Source organism: Methylobacterium sp. Leaf88 (assembly GCF_001422795.1).
Taxonomy (GTDB): domain Bacteria; phylum Pseudomonadota; class Alphaproteobacteria; order Rhizobiales; family Beijerinckiaceae; genus Methylobacterium.
Map to the genome: position 1 here is coordinate 24,924 of NZ_LMMK01000021.1, position 24,207 is coordinate 49,130.

Below are 24,207 nucleotides of genomic sequence, written 5' to 3' on the forward strand. Positions count from 1 at the left end.
TTAACCCTTCGCTAACCCTGTGCTCGGCAAATCTTGCCGAGCCCCCGACCCTCGGGGGCAGCGAGGGTGACGATGAGCGAGACGGCTGCCGGCGCGCCGGCTCCGGCGGGAGGGGCCGGGGGGAGCCTCGCACAGTTCGCGAGCTTCGCGATCCCGAACCGGGCGAACCTGAACGCGCTCTCCAAGCGCACGGACCTGTTCTTCGCCACCGCCGTGATGGGCATCCTCACGGTGCTCATCTTCCCGCTGCCGGCCTTCCTGCTCGACCTGCTGCTCGCGGTCTCGATCATCATCTCGGTGCTGATCATGATGACCGGGCTGTTCATCGACAATCCGCTCGAGTTCACGGTCTTTCCGACCCTGCTCCTCGTGGCGACGCTGCTGCGCCTCGCGCTGAACCTCGCCTCCACCCGCCTCATCCTCGGCCACGGGCACGAGGGCACGGCGGCCGCCGGCCACGTTATCGAGGCCTTCGGCAACTTCGTGATGGGCGGCAACTTCGTCATCGGAATCATCGTCTTCGCGATCCTGATCATCGTGAACTTCGTCGTCATCACGAAGGGATCGGGCCGCATCGCCGAGGTCGCCGCCCGCTTCACCCTCGACGCGATGCCCGGCAAGCAGATGGCCATCGACGCCGACCTCTCGGCGGGCCTCATCGACGAGAAGGTGGCCAAGGCCCGCCGCGCCGCCCTGGAGGAAGAATCCTCCTTCTTCGGCGCCATGGACGGTGCCTCCAAGTTCGTCCGCGGCGACGCGATCGCCGCGCTGCTCATCACCTTCATCAACGTAATCGGCGGCATCATCATCGGCGTCGCCCAGCAGGGCATGCCGTTCCTGGGGGCGGCGAAGTCCTACACCCTGCTCACCATCGGCGACGGCCTCGCCTCGCAAGTCCCTGCCCTCATCGTCTCAACGGCGGCCGGCATCCTGGTGTCCAAGGCGGGCGTGAAGGGCTCGGCCGACAAGGCCCTGGGCAAGCAGCTCGCGAACTACCCCAAGGCCCTGGGCATGTCCTCGGGCGTCATGGTGCTGATCGCCCTCCTGCCCGGCATGCCGATGCTGCCCTTCCTGGCGCTCGCCGGCGCGTCCGGCTACGCCGCCTGGCACTTCGCCAAGGTCGCCCGCGAAGCGCCGCCCCTCGACGCCGACGGTGCGCCGATGGACGCCTCGGCGGTGGCCGCCGCCGCGGCCGCCAAGGAGGAAACCGTTACCGACCTCCTGAAGCTCGACGACCTCAAGCTTGAGATGGGCTACGCCCTGCTCGCCCTGGTCAACGGCCCGGAGGGCCAGGACCGCCTGACGGACCAGATCAAGGCCCTGCGCCGCCAGCTCGCCGCCGAGCTCGGCTTCGTGATGCCCTCGGTCCGGATCCTCGACAACGTCCAGCTCGACGCGAACGCCTACGTGGTGCGGGTCAAGGAGATCGAGGCCGGCACGGGCCAGATCTTCCCCGGCCAGTTCATGGCCATGGACCCGATGGGCGGACAGGTGCAGCTGCCCGGCCAGCACATGCTGGAGCCGACCTTCGGCCTCCCCGCCACCTGGATCGACGCCTCCCTGCGGGACCAGGCCCAGCTCAAGGGCTACACCGTGGTGGACGCCGCCACGGTGGTCTCAACCCACCTCACCGAGATCATCAAGGCGCACGTCTCCGAGCTCCTGAACCATGTCGAGGTGCAAAAGCTCCTGCGCGAGGTCTCGAAGGAGCATGCCGAGCTCCTCAAGGAGGTGATGCCGAGCCAGATCGGCACCACCGGCATCCAGCGGGTGCTGCAGTTCCTGCTGGCCGAGCGGGTCTCGATCCGCGACCTCGGGGCGATCATCGAGGGCGTCGCAGAGGTGGCCGGGCACGTGAAGAACCCGCGCGACATCGTCGAGCACGTCCGCGCCCGCCTCGGCCGCCAGATCTGCGCCCAGTACCAGGGGCCGGACGGCATGCTGCCGATCATCACCCTGTCGCCGGCCTGGGAGCAGGCCTTCCTCGACTCGATCGCGGGCGAGCGCGACGAGCGCTACCTGGCGATGCAGCCCTCGAAGCTCTCGGACTTCGTCAACACGGTGCGCGACCGCTTCGAGACCGCCGCCCGCATGGGCGAGATGCCCGTGCTGGTGACCTCGGTCCAGGCCCGGCCCTTCGTGCGTTCGATCATCGAGCGCTTCCGGCGCGAGACGCCGGTGATGAGCCAGGCGGAGATCCATCCCCGGGCCCGGCTCCGGACCGTCGGCTCGGTCTGAGAGGCGACCCCGCGCCCCGGCGGTGAACCGGTCTCGCGGACCATCCGGGTTCGCCGCGCGCGCCTGTCGCGGTCGGCCCCGTCGCGGGGGTGACGCGGATCAGTCTGCCGCGCCGCAGAGGTAGAATTCCTCGACGTAGCCGTCCCGGAGCCAGAACAGGTTCCGCGATCGCCGCGTATAGCCGCCGGCGGCCCTGATGATCTCCGGGACGCGCAGCTGGCGGTCCGCCCGCAGGTTCATCGCCGAGGCCTCCTGATTGACCGAGTAGAAGGCCGGCGCGATCTCCTTGATGCGATCGATATAGGCCCGCCCGGTTGCCGGTGACATTTCCGGAATGGAATCCTGATTGATGACCAGGTCGAACCGGGCGGCGGGATCGTTGATCATCCACCAGGGCAGGACCTGGATCCGCTCCGGGCGTTCGCCGCTCAGGGAGACGGGCAGACCGCATCGGAGCAGGAAATAGCCCTGCAGCAGGTTCGTGTAGGGCAGGTCGTAGATCGTGTAGGTTCGATCACCGCCGGCGAGATAGGCGCACAGCCCGCCGAAGCCGCCACCGATCTCCGCGATGCGCCGGAAGGGTCCGAGCGTGTCGACCCGCCAGGCGGCGTAGGCATGCATGAAGGACTGCTCGGGAAAGGCGGACCCTTGCAGGGCCACGCCGAAGGGGGCTCCGATGGCGGGGAACGCCAACGGGAAGCCCAGGACCGCTTCCACCTCGGCAACGATGTCGAGCCATTCGAGGGGGGCATCGGTGCCGCCCTGCTCCGGCGACCGGACCGGACAGACGCCGACGGCCTCGCCCAGGCGCAGCAGGCGGTCGCACCACATGGCCGCATGCCGATCCGGCACGCTGCGGGCGCGGGCGGCCGTGCTCTTGCCCATGGCCAGGCCGTGGACGAGGTGCTCCTGGAACATGTTGGCGAGGAGATCCGCCAGCAGATCGGGATCGCGCTGCGCCAGGGCCGTCTTCAACCGCGTGTGGCCGGCGGTGAGCTGATCCCACATCCCGCCGGTCTTGCCGGGATCCGCGGCGGCGGAGACGTGCCAGGCCGTGATGATCCGTTCGCAGATCGCGCGGTCCGCCGCGCTCCGGGACGGCACCTCGAACCGGAAGGGCGGCATCGCCCCCACTGCCCGATAGGGGTAGCGGAACAGCTCCCGTCCCAGATCCGCCGTCATCGCCGCCACGATCTCGGTGGAGAGGGCGTGAATCCGTCCCTCGTGCCGACCGATGTTCAGGTAGTGGACCTCGGCGGACGGGCAGTACCCCGCCGCGATGGCTTCCTCGACGTCCCCGTGAAGCTCGAGATAGGTCGCCGAATCGAAATCCTTCGGCAGGAGGGCGAGCAGGTCCGGGCTCAGACCCGATCCGTCCGGTCCGGCGACGTGCCGGCGTCCTTCCGCTCGGCCGTGCTGCCGGTAGTGGTCCTCGGCGGACCGGATTTTCCCGTCCTGGATCGCCGTCGCCACGTCGGGATTGAGGCGCAGATATTCCGCGGCATCGAAATCCTTCGGCAGGTCGCGGTCCTCCGTCCCGCGGCCGAATTTCAGAAGCTGTCTCATCCCGGTCCTCCGGAGCGGACGAATCCGCGCGCGATCCGTATAGCGCAGCCAGCGATCCGTCGGGGAGTCGTCGACGCGAAAGCCCCGGGAGCGGGTCCGGATGTTCGCGCCCGAAGCCGGCCGTCGCGGACCGGGCGATGCGGGTTCGATCTCCCCTTACGAGGACGGATCAGACCGGCTTCTTCTCCATGCGGCGCTCGAGGGCATGGGCGTCGAGGCCGGGGGCGGTCAAGGGCGGCTCGGGGGCGGCCGCGTCGTGGGGCTCGTCCCGCAGGGCCGAGGCGAGGCGGTTGCGCTCGTAGAGAAGCACGACCACCACCGAGATCAGGAACGGGAGCCAAAAATAGAACAGCCGGAATACGAGCAGCGCGGCGATCACCGACGGCCGGGCGATGTCGGGCATCGCCACCACGAAGACCAGTTCGAACACCCCGAGGCCGCCGGGGGCGTTCGACACCAGGGCCGCCGAGAACGAGGCGAGGAAGACCGCGAGCACGACGAGGAAGCCGGGGTTCCCGGCCTCCGGCAGGGCGAAGTAGATGATGCCGGCGGCGCCCAGCAGCTCGAGCGGAGCGGCGATGAGCTGGCGGCCCATGATGCGCGGGCGGGGATATTCGAGCTTGAACTTGCGGATCGTGAGCGGCTTCAGGTGCAGCAGCGAGCCCGCGACGTAGAGGGCGACGAAGGCGAGCAGACAGCAGCCGAGGATGCGGGCGGTGGCGGGGTCGGTCAGGATCGCCGGCAGGTAGCCGTTGAGGCGCGTCAGGGTGTCGGGCAGGACGGTGAGCACGAAGCCGCCGAGCAGGATGGTGCCGAGGCCGAAGGTGAAGGAGCAGAGCGCCACCAGGACCGCGACCTGGGCCGCGGAGAGGCCCTTGGCGGTGTAGGCGCGGTAGCGCACCACGGCGCCGGAGAACACCGAGGCGCCGATATTGTGCGAGAGCGCGTAGGTCGTGAACGAGCAGACCGAGACGAAGAACCACGAGATGTGGCGCACGCCGAGATGCAGGAGCGCGATCCGGTCGTACCAGGCGAGCGCCGCGTAGGCGACGAGGGTCGAGAGGGCCGCGAAGAGGAAGCGGTGGATTGGAATCGCGGCGAAGCTGCCCTTGATCTCCGCCATGGAGATGCCGGCCAACTCCTTGTAGAGCAGGTAACCCGAACCGATCACGGCGGCGAGGCCGATGATCGGCCAGATAAAATCGCTGATCTTCTTCATGGTGGTCCGGACACGCCCCTGTTCGGGCCCTCCCTGCACGACGATGCGCGGCATCGCAAGCAAGGTTCCGCGCGGCCCCGGCAGGGATGGCTCATCCCACGGGATCATGACGGTTTCGTGCCGGTCGCCCCGCGGGGCGCCGGCACCCCGTCCGCCTCAGGCGCGGATGCGCGAGAGGCCGATACCGTCCATGGCGGCCTGGTCGCGGGCTGCTTCGGCGACGCGCTCGGCGGTGCGCTCCCGGTCGTCCAGGATCTCGATCTTCTTCAGGTCCTCGAAGGCCTCGCCGAGCTCGGCCTTGGCCTCGGCGAGCTGCCCCTCGAGGGCGGCGGCCGACTGGCGCATGTTGTCCCGGCGCGTGGCGGCGGCCCGGGCATAGGTCGGGTAGGCAAAATGGGCCGGATCGGTGATGCCGGCGCGGCTCTCCTCATGGGCGACCTCGCGGTCGAGCTCCATCGCCATGCGGGTGAAGTCCGCCTTCATCATCTCGATCTGCGTCACGCGCCGACGCTTCTCGTCGACCTGGAAGCGTCGCAGCCGGATCAACGTGTCACGGGATTTCATGGGCGGGTTCACTCCACGCAACGCACGGCTCGCCGGTGCGCGACCGGCCGCGCCCCGGGCCCGGCATCGGGAGATGGAGCCGGGGCGTCCTCTCAGGGCGCGCCGACGATCTCTGCCAGGCGACGGTAACCCTCGCCGATCGAAGTTGCTTCTTCCTTACCCTGACCCAGAAAAGCCTCCATTTCGGGCATCAGCGCGATCGCCTCGTCCACTTCCGACGAGGCGCCCGCCCGGTAGGCGCCCAGACGGATCAGCTCCTCCATGTCGGCGTAGGTGGAGAGCAGGCGCCGGGCCCGGCGCACCGTCGGCAGGTGCGCGGGGTCGCAGGCGCGAGGCATGGTGCGGGAGACGGAGCGCAGGACGTTGATCGCCGGGTAGCGCCCGCGCTCGGCGATGCCGCGCTCCATCACGATATGTCCGTCGAGGATGCCCCGGACCGCATCGGCCACGGGCTCGTTGTGGTCGTCGCCCTCGACCAGGACGGTGAACAGGCCGGAGATCGCCCCCTGCCCCGTCCCGGGCCCGGCCCGCTCGAGGAGCCGGGGCAGCTCGCTGAACACGGTGGGCGTGTAGCCCTTCGCGGTGGGCGGCTCGCCGGCCGCGAGGCCGATGTCGCGCTGGGCCATGGCGAAGCGGGTGATCGAATCGATCATGCACAGGACCTGTGCGCCCTGATCGCGAAAATACTCCGCCATCGCCAGGGTGACGTAGGCGGCGTTGCGGCGCATCAGGGCCGGCTCGTCGGAGGTGGCCACCACCACCACCGACCGGGCGAGGCCGGCGGCGCCGAGGTCGTCCTGGAGGAATTCCTGCACCTCGCGGCCGCGCTCGCCCACGAGGCCGATCACCGCCACGTCGGCGGCGGTGTAGCGGGCGAGCATCGACAGCAGCACCGACTTGCCGACGCCGGACCCGGCGAAGATGCCCATGCGCTGCCCGGCGCACATCGTCAGGAAGGTGTTGATGCAGCGGATACCAAGGTCGAGGGGCGGCCCGACCCGCTGCCGGGCATGGGCCGGGGGCGGATCGGCCCGCAGCGGATAGATCGCCGGGCCGGGGGGCAGCGGCCCAAGGCCGTCGATGGGCCGGCCGAGGGCGTCGATGGTCCGGCCGAGCCAGGCGGCGGAGGGGCGCACCGCGCCGGCGGCCTCGTCCCGCACCAGCGCCGGACAGCCGCGCCGCACTCCCTCCAGGGAGCCGAAGGGCATGGCCAGCGCCCGATCGCCCTGGAAGCCGATGATCTCGCAGGGCACGGCGCCGAGGCCGTTCTCCACCGCGATGTCGAGCCGTCCGCCGAGGCGCATGGCCGCCACCGGACCCGCCACTTCGATCAACAGGCCGCGAATCGCCACGACCCGTCCGTAGGTCTCCAGCACCTGGATTCCCGCGAGGGCACTGCGCGCGTCAGCCAGGCGCAAGCGTCCGACGCTAGGGTCGCGATCGGTCATCGGCGCGTCTCTCAACCATTCGTTTACCTCCCTCCTTAACACTGTGTGCATCGGGCTTGTAGCGCGCCGCCGGCTCACGCCGGGACGTAAAAAATTTTCGTTCGGCCGACGACATTCCGGTGCCGTTGTTCCGGAGAGACAGCGCGCAACAAGCCCATGCGGGTGAGGCACTTGAGGGGACATGCGAAGGTTTCGCATCACACCCGAAGACGGTCGGACGAGAACAGATCGTCAACGGTTCGAAGCGTGGCCAGGCCGCGGGTCCAATTGGGTGCTTGCGTCCGTGAAACAGGGTTTGTTAACGATTAACGAATAGCGTTTCACGTCATTGACGAGGGAGCGTTCGCCACGGGCCGGTGGCGAACGAACGGCGGGGGCTTGCCCGTACGCTGCACACGGCCGGCTGGGCTGGGGACCGACGATGCGGGTACTTCTGATCGAGGACGACAGCGCGACCGCGCAGAGCATCGAGCTGATGCTCAAGTCCGAGAGCTTCAACACCTACACCACCGATCTCGGTGAGGAGGGGATCGATCTCGGCAAGCTGTATGATTACGACATCATCCTGCTCGACCTGAACCTGCCCGACATGTCGGGCTACGAGGTGCTGCGGAACCTCCGCGTCGCCAAGGTGAAGACGCCGATCCTGATTCTCTCCGGCATGGCCGGCATCGAGGACAAGGTGAAGGGCCTCGGCTTCGGCGCCGACGACTACCTGACGAAGCCCTTCCACAAGGACGAACTCGTCGCCCGCATCCACGCGATCGTGCGCCGCTCGAAGGGTCACGCCCAGTCGGTGATCACCACCGGCGACCTGATCGTGAACCTCGACCAGAAGACCGTCGAGGTCTCCGGCAGCCGCGTGCACCTGACCGGCAAGGAGTACCAGATGCTGGAGCTCCTCTCGCTGCGCAAGGGCACGACGCTGACCAAGGAGATGTTCCTCAACCACCTCTACGGCGGCATGGACGAGCCCGAGCTGAAGATCATCGACGTCTTCATCTGCAAGCTGCGCAAGAAGCTCGCCAATGCCAGCCAGGGCAAGAACTACATCGAGACCGTCTGGGGTCGCGGCTACGTGCTGCGCGAGCCCAACGAGGGCGAAGAGCGGATCGCCGTCTGAACCACCGGTCGGACGACGAAACGGCCCCGCGCGAGCGGGGCCTTTTTTGTTCGTGCGGACACCCGTCGTCCCCTCCCCCGCGCGGCGTCGACCGACCAAGCGCAGATGGCGCGGGCCTGCGCCCGCGCCACGATCCGTCGGATGCCGCTCAGAGGCCGACCACCCGGCGCAGCGCCGGGGCGACGGCCAAGGCCGGCGCAACCGCCACGGCGGCGGGGTTGAGCACCGGCAGCGGCCGAGCCTGCGGTGCGAGGGACGCGGCGGCCTGGTTGTACAGGCCCCGGTGCTTGGTGTTCGGGACGAGCTTCTCGGTCAGGCCGATCACCGTCTCGGCGGCGCCGAGCAGCAGGGCACCGTCGGCGGCCAGGCTGCCACTGAGGCGAGCCAGCACGTCGCCCTTGGTCGGCGCATCGAAATAGATCAGCACGTTGCGGCAGTAGATGATGTCGAACGTTCCCAGCGAATCGAAGGGCTGCAGCAGGTTCAGCGGGCGGTAATCCACCATCTGCCGCAAGCTGGCCGAGATGCGCCACTGCTCGCCGACCTGCTCGAAGTGCTTGATGAGCGACTGCACGGGCAGGCCGCGCTGCACCTCGAAATGGCTGTAGAGCCCGGCCTTCGCCTTCTCGAGCACCTCGGTCGACAGGTCGGTGCCGACGAGGTCGACGGTCCAGCCGGCGAGGCGCGGGGCGGCGTCCTGCAGCATCATCGCCAGGGAATAGGGTTCCTGGCCGGTGGAGGCGGCGGCGCACCAGATCCGCAGGCGGCGCTGCACGGCCCGGCGGGCCATGGCCTCGGGGAGCAGCACGTCGCGGAACAGGTCGAACGGCGTGCGGTCGCGAAAGAAGAAGGTCTCGTTGGTGGTCATCGCCTCGACCACAGCCCGCTCCATCGCCAGGTCGCGGCCGCCCTTCAGGGCGTTCACCAGCGCCCCGAGATCGGCGAGGTTGAAGCGCCGGCAGATCGGACCGAGGCGGCTCTCGACGAGGTAGCGCTTCTCTCCGCTGAGCGCGAGGCCGGAGCGGGTCTTGAGGTAGGCGCGCAGGAAATCGAACTCGACGTCGGTCATGCGCCCTGCCCCGTCAGAAGATTGCGCAGCGCCGGGCCGATCTCGCCCAGAGGCAGGATCGCCTGGGCGAGTCCCGCCTTGGCGATGCTGCCGGGCATGCCCCAGACCGTGCTGGTCGCCTCGTCCTGGGCGAGCACCGCCGCCCCGGCCTCCGTCAGCGCGCGGGCCCCGCCCGTCCCGTCCGAGCCCATGCCGGTGAGGACGACCGCGAGGGCCGCGGCGCCGAAGATCGCGGCGGCATCCTGGAACAGCACGTCCACGGCGGGCCGGCAAAAATTCACTACGGGCCCGTCATGCAGGCGGATGGTCACGTCCTGGCGGCTTCCGCCCAGGCCCATGTGCCGTCCGCCCGGCGCCACGTAGATCCGGCCCGGCTGCAGGCGCTCGTCGGCCTTGCCCTCGGCGGCCGGCAGGCCGGTGCGGACGCCGAGATGCTCGGCGAAGACCGCGGTGAAGACCGGCGGCATGTGCTGGACGATGAGGACCGGGAACTGACGGAGCGTGGCGCTGCCGATCTTCTCCAGCACCTCGCCCACCGCGCGGGGCCCGCCGGTGGAGGCGCCGATGAGCAGGACGCGGGGCGCGACGCCGGTGCGGGCCTTCGGCCGCAGCACCAGGGGGGCGGTCGGACGCAGGGCCGAGACCGGTGCGGGCGCGTGCGACCCGGAAGAGACGGGGATCGGCACGCCGGAGGCGCCGCGCTTGCGCGCCCGGGCGGAGCCGAAGAGGCGCACCCGCTCGATCAGGTCGGTGCGGAAGGCGTCCGAAGTGGTCACGCCCCGGTTGCTCTCGGGCTTCGGGATGTAGTCCACGGCCCCGAGGGCGAGGCAGCGCAGGGAGATGTCGGCGTTGCGGGTGGTCAGGGTCGACATCATGATGACCTGGACGCCGGGGCTCTTGGCGAGCAGCAGCGGCAGCGCCTGGGTGCCGTCGAGTTCCGGCATGTCGATGTCGAGGAGGATGACGTCGGGGTCGTGGCGCGCCATCGCCTCCAGGGCGATCCGGCCGTTGGCCGCCGTGGCGACGACCTCGTGGCCGGCTTCGCCGATCCAGCGGGCGACCAGCCCGCGCACCACCGCCGAATCGTCTGCGATCAGAACCCGGACCCGCTGCCCCGCGAGCGGCGGCGGCGCGGCATGGGTCGACGCGAAGGTCGGTGCGGTGGCGGCCATCATGAATTCACGCTGTAAGCGACGCGGAGGAACAGTCGGGGTGGGAACTGGCCCCGGACGGGGCGGAATGCCCGGTCCAGGTCCGCGTCAGGCCGCGTCGGCTTCGGTGGCGAAGCCGACCTGCGCGAGCTTCGCCGTGACGATGTCGCGGTCGAACGGCTTCATGATGTACTCGTCGGCGCCCGCATGGAGGGCACGGGCGATGGCGCCGACGTCGTTCTCCGTGGTGCAGAACAGGACCTTGGGCTTCTCGCCGCCCGGCGTTTTGCGCAGGGCCCGCAGGAAGTCGTAGCCGTCCATGGTCGGCATGTTCCAGTCGAGCAGGATCGCGTCCGGCATGGTCTTGCCGCAGGCGCTGAGGGCCTTCTCGCCGTCCTCGGCCTCGCCGACCTCGAAGTTCATGGTCTCGAAGATGCGGCGCGCCACCTTCCGGATGACGGCGGAGTCGTCGACGATGAGGCAGGTTTTCATCGGGTCCTTCTCCTGGCTCGGGCTCAGGCCGCGCCGGCGGTTCGGGCGTTCGTCCCGAAGGCGAGGAGCGCATCGACGTCGAGGATGACGAGGAGGCGGCCGTCGAGACGGTGGACGCCGAGCGTGAGGTCGCGCCAGCGGGCATCGAGGTTGATCGGCACCGGCTCGTGGGTCTCGGCCCCGAGCTTGAGCACCTCGCCGACGCCGTCGACGATGAGGGCGAAGGTCTCGCCACCCTGCTCGAGGCCGATCGCCATCTGGGCGCCGTCCCCGGTGCGGGGCGCCATGCTGAGACGCCGACGCAGGCACAGGGCGGTGACGACGCGGCCGCGCAGGTTCAGGAGCCCGACGATCTCGGGCGGGGCGAGCGGCACCGGCGTCACGCCGGCCGGGATGAAGACGTCGTGGACCCGGTCGATGGCGAGACCGAACATGGTCTCGCCGACGAACACGGTGACGAAGTCGTGGGTGCCGACGGTTTCCGCGGCGTTGGTGTTGGCGGCCTGCATCATGGGGTGGACTCCGAAGGGGGCGGGCCGGTCAGGCGGCGACGGCGAGGCTGGCGACGTCGAGCTCGGCCAGGGCCGAGATCAGGCCGCTGCGGTCGAACTTCGCCACCAGGTCGGCGATGCCGAGGGTCCGTGCCCGCTCGATGGCCTCGGTCCCGATAGTGCCGGAGAGGCCGATGACGGGAAGCCCGGCGACGCGGCCCTCCACCTTGCGCATGGCGCCCACGAGGTCGAAGCCGCTGCGGCCCGGCATCTCGAGGTCGCACACCACCACGTCGATCCGCCCGTTGGAGAGCAGGGCCGCCACCGCCTCATCGGCACTGGCCGCGGTGACCACGCTGTAGCCGGCGGCCTTCAGGACCGGGCTCAGCATCTCGCGGAAGAAGGCGGAGTCGTCGACGAGGAGGAGCGTCGAGCTGCGCTTGACCGTCTTCTTGGGGCCCCGCGCCCAGTCGTCGTAGGCGAGCGGCAGGAAGTGGGCGATGTTGATGATCTCGGTGGCGCGGCCGCGCAGGACGGCGGAGCCGATGAGGTCCGAGCGGTCGGCCGAGATCTCGACGTCGAGACGCTCCTCGACGATGTCGACGATCTCGTCGACCACGAGGCCCATGGCGCGCTCGCCGTCGGAGAAGACCACGAGGGCCTGGGTGCCGGAGGTGCGGATCTCGATCGACGGATCGGCGGGCACCAGCGGCATCAGGCGGCCGCGGTACTGGATCAGCGGACGGCCGCCGACCCACTCGACCTTGGCCGATTCGATCTCTTCCAGGCGGGTGACCAGCGAGAGCGGCACCGCCTTGTAGCTGCCGGCGCCGCCCTTGAAGACGAGGAGCGTCGCCTTGGCGTCGGCGGCCTCGACTTCCTCGACCTCGGCCTCGACCGGGATGGCGCCGGTCTGCGAGCCCTGGCTGACCTGCTGGGCGATGCCGTTCGGATCGACGATCAGCACCACGGCGCCGTCGCCCAGGATGGTGTTGCCGGCGAACAGCGGCAGGTGACGCAGCTTGGAGGACATCGGCTTCACGACGATCTCCTCCGTGTGGAAGACCTCGTCGACGAGGATGCCGAAGCGCTGGCGCCCGACCTGGGCGACCACCACGAAGCCGGAATCCACGGCGTCGGCGGCCTGGTCCTGGCCGAGGACGCCCGTGAGGGTGACGATCGGGAGGAGGCGCTCGCGCAGGCGCAGCACCGGCGAGCCGTTGATGCGCTCCACCTTCTGCGCCGTCGCCTTGTCGACCCGCACCAGTTCGAGCACCGCGACCTGCGGGACCGCGAAGCGCTGCTCGCCCGCCTTGACGATGAGGGCGGCGATGATCGCCAGGGTCAGCGGGATCTTGATGGTGAAGGTGGTGCCGCGGCCGAGCTGCGTGTTGATGTCGATGACACCGCCGATGAGCTCGATGTTCGTCTTCACCACGTCCATGCCGACGCCGCGGCCGGAGACCGAGGTGATGGCGGCGGCGGTGGAGAAGCCCGGATGGAAGATGAACTTCGCCACCTGGGCGTCGGTCATCCGCTCGACTTCCGCCTGGCTGGCGACCTTGCGCTCCACGGCCTTGCGGCGGATGGCGGCGAGATCGAGGCCCTTGCCGTCGTCGGCGATCTCGATCGTGATCGTGCCGCCCTCGTGATAGGCGGAGAGGCGGATCGTGCCGCGCAGCGGCTTGCCGGAGGCCTTGCGGTCGGCGGCCGACTCGATGCCGTGATCGGCCGAGTTGCGCACCATGTGGGTGAGCGGGTCCTTGATGACCTCGAGCACCTGGCGGTCGAGTTCGGTCTCGGCGCCGCTCATCACGAGCTCGATCTGCTTGCCGAGTTCCGACGACAGGTCGCGCACCACGCGGGGCAGCTTCTGCCAGGCGTTGCCGATCGGCTGCATGCGCGTCTTCATGACGCCTTCCTGCAGCTCGGCCGTCACGTGGCTCAGGCGCTGGAGCGGAACCTTGTAGGTCGAATCATCGTGCCGGCGGGCGATCTCGAGGAGCTGGTTGCGGGTCAGCACCAGCTCGGACACCATCGTCATCAGGTGTTCGAGGGTGTCGACGTTGACGCGAATGGTCTGAACCTTGGCGATGCCCCCCTCGCCGTCGGACGCGGCGGGCGCGTCGGCGGCTTTCGCGGGCGCCTCTGCGGCCTTCACCGGCATCGGGGCGGGTGCCTCGCGCACCGGCTCAGGGGCCGCGGCGACCGGTTCCGGCGCGGAGGCGACGGACGCGTCGAACGGATCGGGCCCTTCCGCCTCCATGAAGGCGCGCTCGAGGTCCTCGAGGCTGACCTCGCCAGGCTTCAGCTCGCGCATGACCGGATCGGGCAGCGTGATCTCCGCGACGGGCGCGGGGGCGGTGGGGGCGATCGGGGCGGAGGCCATCTCCTCCAGGGCGCCGATGAGATCGTCGTCGCTGCCGGCCGGCTCGGAGCCGGTGGCCTCGAGGTCGCCCAGGATCGCCTTGAGGCGGTCGAGGGTGACGAGGATGAGGCTGACCGCGGGGCCGGTGACCGGCATGCCGTCGCGGAACTGGCCCATCAGGGTCTCGGCGGCGTGCGCCAGGGCTTCGAGGCGCGGAAGGCCGAGGAACCCGCAGGTGCCCTTGATGGTATGGACGAGGCGGAAGATGTTCCGCAGGATCGTCTGATTGTTCGGATCCTGTTCGAACCGGACGAGCTCGGCATCGACCGTGTCGAGGTGCTCGGCACTCTCGGTCAGGAACTCACGCAACAAGTCGTCCATGAGGGGTACTCAGTCCATACGCGCACTACAGTCTGTGCAGGACCGACCTTGCCCCCTAACCGGTTAGGGAAGGGTTTCACCCCGAACGACAAAGCGGGAGACCGCGACAATATTTGTCGATCTCCCGCCGATGGGCCGAAACTCGCCGCGCGTCAGGCCAGCGCCGTCTCCGGCGGCTCCGAATCCGACGGGCGATCGGCTTCCGGATCCGCGGGAGCCGTGGCGGGCGCCTCGGGCATCGCGGCGGCCGTGGCGGTCGCCGTGATGGTCACGGTGTCGCCCTCGATCGCGAAGCGCACGTCCATGGCCGCGGCGCGGGCGACGAGGCCGGCATAGAACGGCAGGATGCCGTGGGCGTCCACGGTGCCGTTCTCGGGCGTGCCGGCGATCATCTGCTCCACGTGGGCGGGGATCCGGGCGTGGGAGCCCTTGCTCTTGAGGGTCAGGGTCGGAGCTTCGCCGTCGCCCTGCACCACCACGTCGATGAGACCGCCGCGCGGGATCGCGCTCTGGGCGATCATCACGAGGTTGAGCAGGAGCTTGACCTTGTTCTTCGGGTAGAGCGCCTGCGGCGCGCTCCAGGCGAGCTGCGTCTTGTCGTCGGCGAACATCCCCCGCGACACCTTCTCGGCGTCGGCGAGGTCGATGGAGGCGCCCGCCGAGCCGGCGGCCCCGAAGGCGATGCGGGCGAATTGCAGGCGGGCCGAGGCCTGACGCGCGCTCTTGGCGATGAGCTCCAGGGCGAATTCCCGCATGGAGGTGTCGCTCTCGTCCTCCAGGACCTCCAACCCGTTCACGATCGCGCCAACGGGGCTGATCACGTCGTGGCAGACCCGTGAGCACAGGAGGGCGGACAGATCGAGGGCGTCGAGATTGAGGGGGGTCATGGTGCGCTCCGCGCAGGCGTTTCGGGGCCGCGTCCGGTCGTGAACGGCACCGATAGACGGCGCCGGAAGCTTTGAAAAGCACCCGGACGGATCGCGATCCGGGTCGACAAGGGCCGGTGGCGCGGGCATCATGACCGGTATCATGTCGATCAATGCGCCGACGCGCGACCGTATTGCGGCGACCCTGATGGAAATTGCCTGCCGGGCGGGCGAGATCCTGAAGCGGCACCACGGGGGCGACTGCCCGCACGTGCTCAAGCCCGACGGTTCGCCGGCGAGCCAGGCGGATTCCGAATCCGAGGCCTTCATCCTCGCGGAACTCGCCAGGGCTTGGCCGGGCATTCCCGTGATCGCCGAGGAATCGTCCTACGACCAGCCCCCGGCGCCGTTGTTCTTCCTGGTGGATCCCCTCGACGGCACCCGGGACTTTCTCGCTGGCAACGCGGAGTACAGCGTCAATATCGGGCTGATCGCGGGCGACCGTCCGATCGCGGCCGCTCTGGCCGCCCCCGGCCTCGGCCGGGTCTGGGGCGCAGGCGGCCAGGCGTTCGAAGCGGAGATCCGGAACGGACATCTCGGCGCGCGCCTGCCGATCGCGGTGCGACCGCGGCCGGACCAGGGGCTGGTGGCCCTGCGCAGCAACCGGCACGGCGACATCGAGACCGAGACCTGCCTCGGCGCGCTCCGGGTGGGCTCGACCCGGTCGGCGGCCTCCGCCCTGAAGTTCTGCCTGATCGCCGCCGGCGAGGCCGACATCTACGTCCGCTGCGGTCCGACCATGGAATGGGATACGGCGGCCGGCGACCACATCCTCACGGTGGCGGGTGGCTGCGTCGTGGCGCCGGCCGGCCGTCCGATGACCTACGGGCACTACACGCGGAACTACCGCAACGGTCCCTTCGCCGCCCTGGGCGACGCGAGCTATGCGGCCAACCTCGTCCTGCCCGAGCGCAGCCCGTCCACCCGTCCCGCCGACCGGCACGCGCCGCAGGACGCGCACCGGATCTGAGCGCCGGGCGCCCTCATTCCGGGAAATCCCGCTCGATCTGATCCGTCAGCGTCGGCCAGCGCAGCTCCGCCTCGGCGGCGAGATGCGGCTCCGCGATGAGGCGCAACCGGTGCGCGTCGCTGCGGCAGAGGTAAAGCCGGTCGATCCCGTCCGGGCCAGGCAGGCGCGCATAGATCAGGGGATCGGCGTCCACGAGGCGGCCGGCGAGGACGCCGATCGGATCGAAGCCGCCGAGGCGTGGCGCGTAGGCGGCAGGGTCGCCGCGGAAGGCCTCCCGGTTCGCCGCCCGCGCGAAGCGCCACGTCAGCCGGTCCCAGAGGATCTCGTAGGCGGCTCTGCCGGCTTCGGGACCGTCGAGGAAGTAGCTGACGGCATCGAACCCCCCGAGGGCGATGCGGCCCGCGGGCAGGCGCGGCAGGGTCGCGGCGCGGGCGCCGGCGGCGTGCAGCCCACCGGCCGCGGCGACGCGAAGCAGGTGACGGCGCGTTAACCACATGTTGCTTTGTTTCGCATCATGATCGCCGCGTATCGAGGCGCACCGGCCCCGGCCGGAACGGTCTCTCGGATGACAGCCCGGTCCATAGCGCGGTCTCGGTTAGCAAGACGATAGCGCCCTCGGGCGGATGTCGGCAGACAGGAGGGACGAGGCATGACGTCGAACCATCGGGCCGTCCGCGCCCGCCCATCGCACGCACCTGCGACCCGGCGCACCGTCGTCGGTGCGCTGGCGGGCGCCCTCCTCCTCGGCGTCTCGTCCCGCGCCCTCGCGGTGAGCGACGGAGCGCCCGGCAAGTTCCGTCCCGAGGAGCTGGTCGACAACGGCCATCGCTTCTTCGGCTCGATGTCGCGCGGCCTCGCCCAGCTGGTGGAGGAGGCGACCCGGCGCTGGGGCGAGCCCAACGGCTACATCCTCGGCCAGGAAGCCTCCGGCGCCATCGTGGGCGGCGTTCGCTACGGCGAGGGGACGCTCTACACGCGCAATGCCGGGCAACGGCGGATCTACTGGCAGGGCCCCTCCATCGGCTTCGACGTCGGCGGTGACGGCGACCGCACCATGATGCTGGTCTACAACCTGCCGGCCGTGTCGGGCCTCTACCGCCGCTTCGGCGGCGTCGACGGCTCCGCCTACCTCGTCGGCGGCTTCGGGATGACGGCGGTGACCGCCGACGACATCGTCGTGGTGCCGATCCGCACCGGCGTCGGCGCCCGGCTGGGCATCAACATCGGCTATCTCAAGTTCACGTCGAAGCCGACCTGGAATCCCTTCTGATTCGCAGGACGACCGGGGTGTGTCCCCGCGCGTCTTGCCCATCCCGGGGGGACATGGGCTAAACAAGCCGACGAGGGTCGACGGCCAGCTCCGTCGTCATTGTCGTCCACGGCATGTTGAGCGAGCGTTTCCGCGTGATCGAAACCGTGATGATCTTCGCGCTCGGCTTCCTGGCCGCGAGCCTGTGCGCCCTGTTGCTTCTGCCCGCCGTGAATGCCCGAGCCGCCCGCCTGTCGGAGCGCCGCATCGAGGCGCGCCTGCCCCTCTCGCTCTCGGAAGTCGCCGCCGAGAAGGACTACCTGCGGGCGCAGTTCGCCGTGGCCCAGCGCCGCCTGGAGCGTCAGGTCGAGGCCGTGAAGGCCCATCGCCACGCCGATCTCGCCGCCATCGGGGCCCGGACCATGGAGGCCGCCGCCCTCACCCGCACGGTCGAGGCCCGCGACGCGACCTTGAGCGAGCGCGAAGCCGCCCTGGCCGCGACCCGCACCACCCTCGGCGGCGTGGAGCGCGATCTGGAAGCGGCGCGCCAGGAGACCGCGCTGGGCCTCGCCACCCTGCAGGTGCTCGAGCAGGCGCATCAGGAGGTGCTCGACGACCTCATCGCCGCGCGGTCCGCCCAGGTCCCGCCGGACCCGGCCGGCACTCCCGCCGCCACCGGGTCCGAGGTCCCCGACCTGACCGCGGCCCTGGTCGCCGAGCGCGAGACCCTCAGGGCCAGCCTGAATGCGGCCGAGACAGCCCTGGCCGAAGTGATGGCGCGCCGCGAGGGCGAGGCCGCCGATCTGCGCCGCCGGATCTCCGACGTGGCCGACAGCCTGATGCAGCGCGACCGGCTTCCGCCCGTCTCGGCGTACGCGATTCCGGCGCGCTCCAACTGAATGCCGCTCACGGGCCGAACCCGGCGCGTCATGTGCGCGGGAAAACGCCGCGGACGTTGCACGGACGGGAAAACGCGGCGTAGAAAGCGGCCTGACCACGCGGCGACCATCCGCGCGCCATGTTTCGACCATCCCGGCGCTTCATCGGATCGCCCATTCCCCTGTTTCTTGAGACGGACCGCGCCCCCCTATGGCCCTTAAGCTCACGTCGCTTGCCCTCCTCCTCGCCGTCACGGTCTCCACCGCACCGGCGATCGCTCAGCCCGCGGCGCAGCCGCAAGGCGCCACGACCGCCCCGCAGACGAAGCGCGGCAATGAAACCCTGAAGAAGTACTGCACCGGCGACTACCTGACCTATTGTGGCAACCTCGCCACCGATGATCCGGCCCTCGACAAGTGCTTCCAGACCAACTGGACCAAGCTCTCGGAGAACTGCCGTCGCGCCATCGACGTCTACCAGAAGACGGACGGCAAGAAGAAGGGCTGAGCCCCGCCCGACGCCGCGCGGGACAGCGTAGCCGTTTCGCTCGCATCGCCGAGCCGCAGCGGCTATGCTGTCCGCCACCGCGTTCCGGACCGCAAGCGTTGATGTTCCTCCGTTCCCGCCCCCTGCCGACGATCGCCGCGATCGGCCTCATCGCGCTGTCCGCTTCGGCCTGTGGCCGGCGCGGCGCTCTCGAGCCGCCGCCCGGCACCGCCGCCGCGCGCTCGGTGGCGCGGCCCGGCCTGCCCGGCGTCGCGAGCCCGCGCGCGCTGCCCCAGAGCGTCGGCCTCGGCGGGGAAGCGGCGACGCCGGAGCCGGATGCGGTCCGCGCCGGTGACGAACTCGACACCCTGGCGGTGCCGGGCTCGGGCGCCGAGGCGCCGGTCAAGACGACGCGCGGCGCCAAGCGCGGCTACGTCGTGCCCAAGGAGCCTTTCCTGCTCGACCCGCTGCTGTAGAAGCGGATCACCAGAGCCCTTTCCCCAGCTTCGTGCGGGAAGGCGCGCCCGCCCGGTCGCGCCGCGCGCGGGGCCCGCAATTCCCGGGCGGGATGCCCGCAGGCAGGCCGATGCACCACTTCCACTATCGTGACGGTCGGCTCCAGGCGGAGGATGTCGACCTGACCGCCCTCGCCGAGACGGTGGGGACGCCGTTCTACTGCTACGCGACCGCGACGCTGGAGCGCCACTACGCGGTCTTCGCCAAGGCCTTCGGCGAGGACGACGCCCTCGTGTGCTTCGCCATGAAGGCGAATTCGAACCAGGCCGTGCTGGCCACCCTGGCCCGCCTCGGGGCCGGCATGGACATCGTCTCCGAGGGCGAGCTGCGCCGGGCGCTGGCGGCGGGCGTCGATCCGCAGCGCATCGTCTTCTCCGGCGTCGGCAAGACCCAAGTCGAGATGGCTGCCGCCCTGAAGGCTGGCATCTTCTGCTTCAACGTCGAGAGCGAGCCGGAACTGGCCCAGCTCTCCGCGGTGGCATCGAGCCTCGGTTTGACGGCGCCGATCTCCATCCGGGTCAATCCCGACGTCGATGCCGGGACCCACGCCAAGATCTCGACCGGCAAGTCCGAGAACAAGTTCGGCATCCCGATCAGCCGGGCCCGGGCGGTCTACGCCCACGCGGCGACCCTGCCGGGCCTCGCGATTTCCGGCGTCGACATGCATATCGGCAGCCAGATCACCGACCTGGCTCCCTTCGACCACGCCGCCGGCCTCCTGGCCGGCCTGGCCCGCGACTTGATGGCGGAGGGGCATCCGCTCCACCACATCGATTTCGGCGGCGGCCTCGGCATCCCCTACCGCGACGACAACGCGCCGCCGCCGGAGCCGGCGGCCCTGTCGGAGATCCTGCGTCCGCATTTCGCGCCGCTGGGCCTGCGTCCGGTCTTCGAGATCGGCCGGATGATCGCCGGCAATGCCGGCATCCTGGTCACCCGCGTGATCTACGTGAAGCGCACCGAGGGGCGGACCTTCGTCATCGTCGATGCGGCGATGAACGACCTGATCCGCCCGACCCTGTACGAGGCCTATCACGGCCTGCGGCCGGTTCGGGAACCCACGGCCGAGACGCCGCGCCTCGTGGCCGACGTGGTGGGGCCAGTCTGCGAGAGCGGCGATTACATCGCCCTCGCCCGGGAGATGCCCGAGGTCGCTCCGGGCGACCTCATCGCCGTGATGAGCGCCGGCGCCTACGGGGCGGTGCAGGCCGGCACCTACAATTCCCGCCTCCTCGTGCCGGAGGTGCTGGTGCGCGGCGCGGACGCCGCCATCGTGCGTCCGCGCCAGAGCTACGAGGACCTGATCGCCCTCGACCGGATGCCGGACTGGCTGAGCCCGCAGGCCTGAGCGTCAGGCGGCGAGTTCGCCCTCGATCCGGTCGACCGCCTCGCCCGGAACGTCCAGGGCCTCGGCGAGGCGCTTGAGAAATTCGCGCTCCTGCAGCGTATCCGCCAGGACGGAGAGGCGCACCGCCGAATAGATCCGCGTCGCCTGCTCGGGCGTGTTCACCGCATCCGCGATGGTGTCGAGGTCGGCCGGATCGGCGATCTCCGCCTCCAACCAAGCGGCCCCGTCCCTGGCGAGGCCGGAAGCCTGGACCGCCGCATCGAGGCGCTGTCGCTCGTCCTTGTCGATCATCCCGTCGGCCAGGGTCGCCGCCACCATGGCGCGGAGCATGAGCCGGGCCTCGTCCTCGCCGACGGCGGGCGCGGCCGGCGCCGCGGCCCCCTCAGGCGTAGTCGGCGTGCGCAGGGCCCGGGCGGCGAGGCCCGCCACCAGGGCGAGGCCGCCGAGGGCCGCACCGGCGGCCAGACGGCCGCGGCGCGCATGCACCAGAGCCTCGACGAGGGGCTTCACATCGACCATGGCGGGCATCCTTCTCACGCATTGAACGCGAGGCGGCAACACGCGAGAGACGCCGCGGGTTCAGATCGCGGACGGGATTGGCTCGGCGCCCTTCCCCGCCACCTGGGATGATTTGACCCCGTCGCGCGGCGCCTCCACCATGCTAGCCTTGCGGGGAAGGCGCGACGCCGATGCGATGCGCGAGGAGCCAGACACGATGGGCGAGGCCGACCCGGCGACCTCCACGAGCAGCGGTTCAGAGCAGGGCACCGGCGGTCCGGTGCTGCGCCAGCGGCTCGACCGGCTGGTCACCCGCTCGCAGGCGGCCGGCCTCTGGGAGCGGGCCTGGCCGATCCTGTGGCGTGGCCTCGGGCTGATCCTGGCTTTCCTCGCCCTGTCCTGGCTCGGGCTCTGGCTCGACCTGCCGCCCCTGGGCCGGATCGTTGGCCTCCTGCTCTTCGCCCTGGCGTTCGTCGCCGCGCTCCTGCCGCTGACCGGCCTGCGGCGCGACACCCGCCGCGAGGCCCTCGCGCGGATCGACCGCGCGGCCGCCGCCAGGGGCGGGACGCTGTCTCATAATCCCGCCTCCTCCATCGAGGACACCCTCGCGGTCGGCACCACCGACCCGGCGACCCGCGCCCTCTGGGCGCTGCATCAGGCGCGTGCGGCCGAGGCCGTGGCCGGGCTGAAGCCGCCGCCGCCCCGGCCCGCCATGGCACGGCGCGATCCCTTCGCCTTGCGGGCCGGCCTGATCGTCGCGGCCGTGGCGAGCCTGTTCGTGGCCGGTGCCGAGTGGCGCTCCCGCATCCTCGGCGCCTTCGACTGGCAGGCGCCGCCACCGCCCGGCCCGACCTTCCGGGTCGACGGCTGGATCGATCCGCCCGTCTACACCCGCCTGCCGCCCCTTGTCGTGACGATGAACGGCGAGCAGCAGCGCCTGCGCGCGCCGGTGAACGCGACCCTGATCGTCCGGATCGCCGGCCAGAGCGAGGCGGTCCTGACGCCGAAGGCCGGTCTGAAGCCGCTGCCCGGCAAGCCGCCCCATGCGGACCTGCGCGAGGACCGGTTCCAGCTCACCGGCGGTGTCGCCGACCTCACCGTCGCGGCGGGCGGCACGACGCAGCACCTCCTGGTCGAGACGATTCCCGACACGCCCCCCGAGGTGGAGCGCATCGGTGCCCTTGAGGTGAACGCGCGCGGGACCTTCAACCTGACCTACCGCGCCAAGGACGATTACGGCATCGCCTCCGCCGAGGGGGTGGTGGAACCCCTGGCCAACACCCGCGCCCTGGTGCCGCCGCCGCGGATCGCCCTGGCCCTGCCGGCGGACGCCACCGGCGAGCGCGATACCAAGACCCTGGTCGATCTCACCGACAATCCGTGGTCCGGCGCGCGCGTGCGCCTGACCCTGGTGGTGAAGGACGAGGCCGGTCAGGAGGGGCGTACGCCCACCGCCGAGGTGACGCTGCCCGCGCGGGTCTTCACCCAACCCCTGGCCCGCGCCCTGGCCGAGGAGCGCCGGCGCCTGATCACCGCGCCCGACGACAGCCGCGTCCGGGTCCAGACCGCCGTCGACGCACTGCTCATCGCGCCCGACACCTTCACGCCCCAGGCCAGTGTCTACCTCGGGCTCAAGGCCGCCTCGCGCCGGCTGAAGGCCGCGCGGAGCGACGAGGCCCTGATGGCGGTGGCCGACCTCCTCTGGGAGATGGCCCTGAAGATCGAGGACGGCGACCTCTCGGATGCGGAGAAGAGCCTCCGCGCCGCCCAGGACAACCTCAAGCAGGCGATCGAGCGCAACGCGCCCGACGAGGAGATCAAGAAGCTCACGGAGGACCTGAAACAGGCCCTCGACAAGTTCATGAAGGGCATGGCCGAGCGCCAGCGCAAGGACGGCAAGCCCCAGGCCGAGAAGAGCCAGCCGAACGCGAACGCCAAGACGGTGACGCCGGACGACCTCGACAAGATGCTGAACGACATGGCCGAAGCCATGAAGCGCGGCGACACCGCGGAGGCGCAGCGACTCCTCGACCAGCTCCGCGAGATCCTCGAGAATCTCCAGACCGCGGAGCCCGGCGGCAAGTCCGACCCCAACAGCCGCGAGATGAGCAAGCAGGCCGACGAGCTCGACAAGCTCTCCCGCGAGCAGCAGGACCTGCGCGACGAGACCTTCAAGGACGGCCAGGACAAGCGCGGACAGCAGGGCCAGGGTCAGCGGGGCCAGCGCCCGCAGCGCGGGCAGCCGGGCCAGCAGGGCGAAGGCCAGAAGGGTCAACAGGGTCAGCAGGGTCAAGGACAACAAGGAGAAGGACAGCAGGGTCAGAAGGGCGATGGCCAGAAGGGCGGCGCCGGTCAGCGCCAGCAGGCCCTCCGCGAGCGCCTGGACGATCTGCAGCGCCGCATGAAGGACCTCGGCATGCAGGGCGAGGACGGCCTGTCCGATGCCGAGGAGGCCATGCGCGAGGCCGAGGGCGCCCTCGGCCAGGGAAAGGACGGCGACGCGGTCGAGGCCCAGGGCCGAGCCCTGGACGGACTCAAGCGCGGCGCCGAAGGCATGCAGAAGCAGATGCAGGAGATGGCCGAGGGCGAGGGGGAAGGCGACGGGAAAGGCGAGGGCGAGGGTGGCGAGAAGCCGAGTCAGCAGGGCCAGGCCGGCAACCGCGACGACGATCCCCTCGGCCGACCCACCAAGGGCCGCGACATGACCAACGGCAATGCCCGCGTGCCGACGGCCGACGAATCCACCGTGCAGCGCACCCGCCGCATCATGGAGGAGCTGCGGCGCAAGCTCGGCGACCCGAGCCGCCCGCGCGAGGAGCTCGACTACTTTGAGCGTCTCCTGCGCCGCAATTGACGCATCGAACCGCCCCCTGGGCTCCTCCCCCGGAGGGGCCCATATGGGGAGCGATAATTCCCGACCCGACAGCCACGAGACCTGACGCCGTGATCTCCTCCAATTCTCTCGTGCTCCTCGCCTGCGTCGCGGTGGCGGTGGTCCTGATCCTCGGCCTGTTCAACATGATGCGCGGGGGCAGCGCCAACCTCTCGCAGAAGCTCATGCGCCTGCGCGTCCTGCTGCAGTTCCTGGCGATCATCTTCATCATGGGCGTGGTCTGGTGGCGCTCGGCCTGACCCCGTCGCGCGGGGCGCCGTCGCGTCCTGAGATCGGTGCGTGACCGGGGCGCTGGCGCCCCCTCCGGCCGGCTGAGCGCCCGAACGGAGCGA

At 70.4% G+C, this 24,207-nt stretch carries 22 protein-coding genes; 10 read left to right on the forward strand and 12 right to left on the reverse strand.

Translation table 11 applies throughout. The annotated features are described in order from the left end of the window. The first annotated feature begins 72 nt into the window (after positions 1-72). Positions 73-2,238 carry a flagellar biosynthesis protein FlhA gene (gene flhA / locus ASF20_RS12815; protein WP_056222579.1) on the forward strand — a complete coding sequence of 722 codons (2,166 nt, stop codon included), beginning with the start codon at positions 73-75 and terminating at the stop codon, positions 2,236-2,238. Between the two features lie 99 nt (positions 2,239-2,337). Here flhA and ASF20_RS12820 read toward each other — a convergent pair whose 3' ends face one another. From ASF20_RS12820 to fliI, 4 genes are all read right to left on the reverse strand, one after another. Beyond that, a complete protein-coding gene (locus ASF20_RS12820) occupies positions 2,338-3,804 on the reverse strand; it encodes a putative sugar O-methyltransferase (protein WP_056274723.1) in 1,467 nt (488 codons plus the stop codon). A 169-nt stretch (positions 3,805-3,973) separates the two neighbouring features. Further along, a complete protein-coding gene (locus ASF20_RS12825) occupies positions 3,974-5,023 on the reverse strand; it encodes a lysylphosphatidylglycerol synthase domain-containing protein (protein WP_056274866.1) in 1,050 nt (349 codons plus the stop codon). Between the two features lie 156 nt (positions 5,024-5,179). Further along, the gene (gene fliJ / locus ASF20_RS12830; protein WP_056222585.1) at positions 5,180-5,587 is read right to left on the reverse strand and encodes a flagellar export protein FliJ; all 408 of its coding nucleotides are present in this window, start codon (positions 5,585-5,587) and stop codon (positions 5,180-5,182) included. 92 nt (positions 5,588-5,679) lie between these two features. Continuing rightward, positions 5,680-7,035, reverse strand: a complete 1,356-nt coding sequence (gene fliI, locus ASF20_RS12835) for a flagellar protein export ATPase FliI (protein ID WP_056274725.1) — start codon at positions 7,033-7,035, stop codon at positions 5,680-5,682. 421 nt (positions 7,036-7,456) lie between these two features. Here fliI and ASF20_RS12840 point away from each other — a divergent pair, with 421 nt between their 5' ends. Then, positions 7,457-8,158, forward strand: coding sequence for a response regulator transcription factor CtrA (locus ASF20_RS12840; RefSeq protein WP_056222591.1), 702 nt, complete (start codon positions 7,457-7,459; stop codon positions 8,156-8,158). Positions 8,159-8,306: 148 nt separating this feature from the next. Here the strand turns inward: ASF20_RS12840 and ASF20_RS12845 are convergent, their stop codons facing one another. The 6 genes from ASF20_RS12845 to ASF20_RS12870 all read right to left on the reverse strand — a co-directional run bounded on the left by ASF20_RS12845 (position 8,307) and on the right by ASF20_RS12870 (position 14,997). Then, positions 8,307-9,227: a protein-glutamate O-methyltransferase CheR gene (locus ASF20_RS12845; RefSeq protein WP_056222596.1), complete on the reverse strand. Its 921-nt coding sequence runs from the start codon at positions 9,225-9,227 to the stop codon at positions 8,307-8,309. After that, positions 9,224-10,402: a chemotaxis response regulator protein-glutamate methylesterase gene (locus tag ASF20_RS12850; RefSeq protein WP_056274727.1), complete on the reverse strand. Its 1,179-nt coding sequence runs from the start codon at positions 10,400-10,402 to the stop codon at positions 9,224-9,226. The genes ASF20_RS12845 and ASF20_RS12850 overlap by 4 nt, the downstream gene beginning before the upstream one ends. An 84-nt stretch (positions 10,403-10,486) precedes the next feature. Then, positions 10,487-10,870, reverse strand: a complete 384-nt coding sequence (locus ASF20_RS12855; protein WP_056222602.1) for a response regulator — start codon at positions 10,868-10,870, stop codon at positions 10,487-10,489. A 23-nt stretch (positions 10,871-10,893) separates the two neighbouring features. After that, positions 10,894-11,379: a chemotaxis protein CheW gene (locus ASF20_RS12860; protein WP_056274868.1), complete on the reverse strand. Its 486-nt coding sequence runs from the start codon at positions 11,377-11,379 to the stop codon at positions 10,894-10,896. Positions 11,380-11,410: 31 nt separating this feature from the next. Continuing rightward, complete coding sequence (locus ASF20_RS12865; protein WP_056274728.1) at positions 11,411-14,110, reverse strand: hybrid sensor histidine kinase/response regulator; 2,700 nt, start codon at positions 14,108-14,110, stop codon at positions 11,411-11,413. 152 nt (positions 14,111-14,262) lie between these two features. Then, complete coding sequence (locus tag ASF20_RS12870) at positions 14,263-14,997, reverse strand: histidine phosphotransferase family protein (protein ID WP_056222608.1); 735 nt, start codon at positions 14,995-14,997, stop codon at positions 14,263-14,265. A 130-nt stretch (positions 14,998-15,127) separates the two neighbouring features. On the opposite strand from ASF20_RS12870, the gene ASF20_RS12875 reads away from it, so the two are divergent. Further along, entirely contained in the window at positions 15,128-16,006 is an 879-nt protein-coding gene (locus ASF20_RS12875) for a 3'(2'),5'-bisphosphate nucleotidase CysQ (protein WP_056274730.1), read from the forward strand. A 13-nt stretch (positions 16,007-16,019) separates the two neighbouring features. Here the strand turns inward: ASF20_RS12875 and ASF20_RS12880 are convergent, their stop codons facing one another. After that, a complete protein-coding gene (locus ASF20_RS12880; protein ID WP_056274732.1) occupies positions 16,020-16,502 on the reverse strand; it encodes a hypothetical protein in 483 nt (160 codons plus the stop codon). Between the two features lie 153 nt (positions 16,503-16,655). Between ASF20_RS12880 and ASF20_RS12885 the strand changes: the two genes are divergently transcribed. From ASF20_RS12885 to lysA, 5 genes are all read left to right on the forward strand, one after another. After that, positions 16,656-17,276, forward strand: a complete 621-nt coding sequence (locus ASF20_RS12885) for a DUF1134 domain-containing protein (protein WP_082487359.1) — start codon at positions 16,656-16,658, stop codon at positions 17,274-17,276. 134 nt (positions 17,277-17,410) lie between these two features. Further along, entirely contained in the window at positions 17,411-18,154 is a 744-nt protein-coding gene (locus tag ASF20_RS12890) for a hypothetical protein (protein ID WP_082501333.1), read from the forward strand. A 190-nt stretch (positions 18,155-18,344) separates the two neighbouring features. After that, a complete protein-coding gene (locus tag ASF20_RS12895; protein ID WP_056274734.1) occupies positions 18,345-18,641 on the forward strand; it encodes a hypothetical protein in 297 nt (98 codons plus the stop codon). 101 nt (positions 18,642-18,742) lie between these two features. Next, entirely contained in the window at positions 18,743-19,096 is a 354-nt protein-coding gene (locus ASF20_RS12900; protein WP_056274735.1) for a hypothetical protein, read from the forward strand. A 110-nt stretch (positions 19,097-19,206) separates the two neighbouring features. Further along, a complete protein-coding gene (lysA, locus tag ASF20_RS12905; RefSeq protein WP_056274737.1) occupies positions 19,207-20,484 on the forward strand; it encodes a diaminopimelate decarboxylase in 1,278 nt (425 codons plus the stop codon). A gap of 3 nt (positions 20,485-20,487) precedes the next feature. On the opposite strand, the gene ASF20_RS12910 is transcribed toward lysA, so the two are convergent. Continuing rightward, positions 20,488-21,003 carry a DUF533 domain-containing protein gene (locus ASF20_RS12910; protein ID WP_056274739.1) on the reverse strand — a complete coding sequence of 172 codons (516 nt, stop codon included), beginning with the start codon at positions 21,001-21,003 and terminating at the stop codon, positions 20,488-20,490. A gap of 196 nt (positions 21,004-21,199) precedes the next feature. Between ASF20_RS12910 and ASF20_RS12915 the strand changes: the two genes are divergently transcribed. Then, complete coding sequence (locus tag ASF20_RS12915; RefSeq protein ID WP_056274872.1) at positions 21,200-23,836, forward strand: TIGR02302 family protein; 2,637 nt, start codon at positions 21,200-21,202, stop codon at positions 23,834-23,836. Between the two features lie 92 nt (positions 23,837-23,928). Continuing rightward, complete coding sequence (locus ASF20_RS12920) at positions 23,929-24,114, forward strand: twin transmembrane helix small protein (protein ID WP_056222977.1); 186 nt, start codon at positions 23,929-23,931, stop codon at positions 24,112-24,114. Positions 24,115-24,207: the final 93 nt, after the last annotated feature.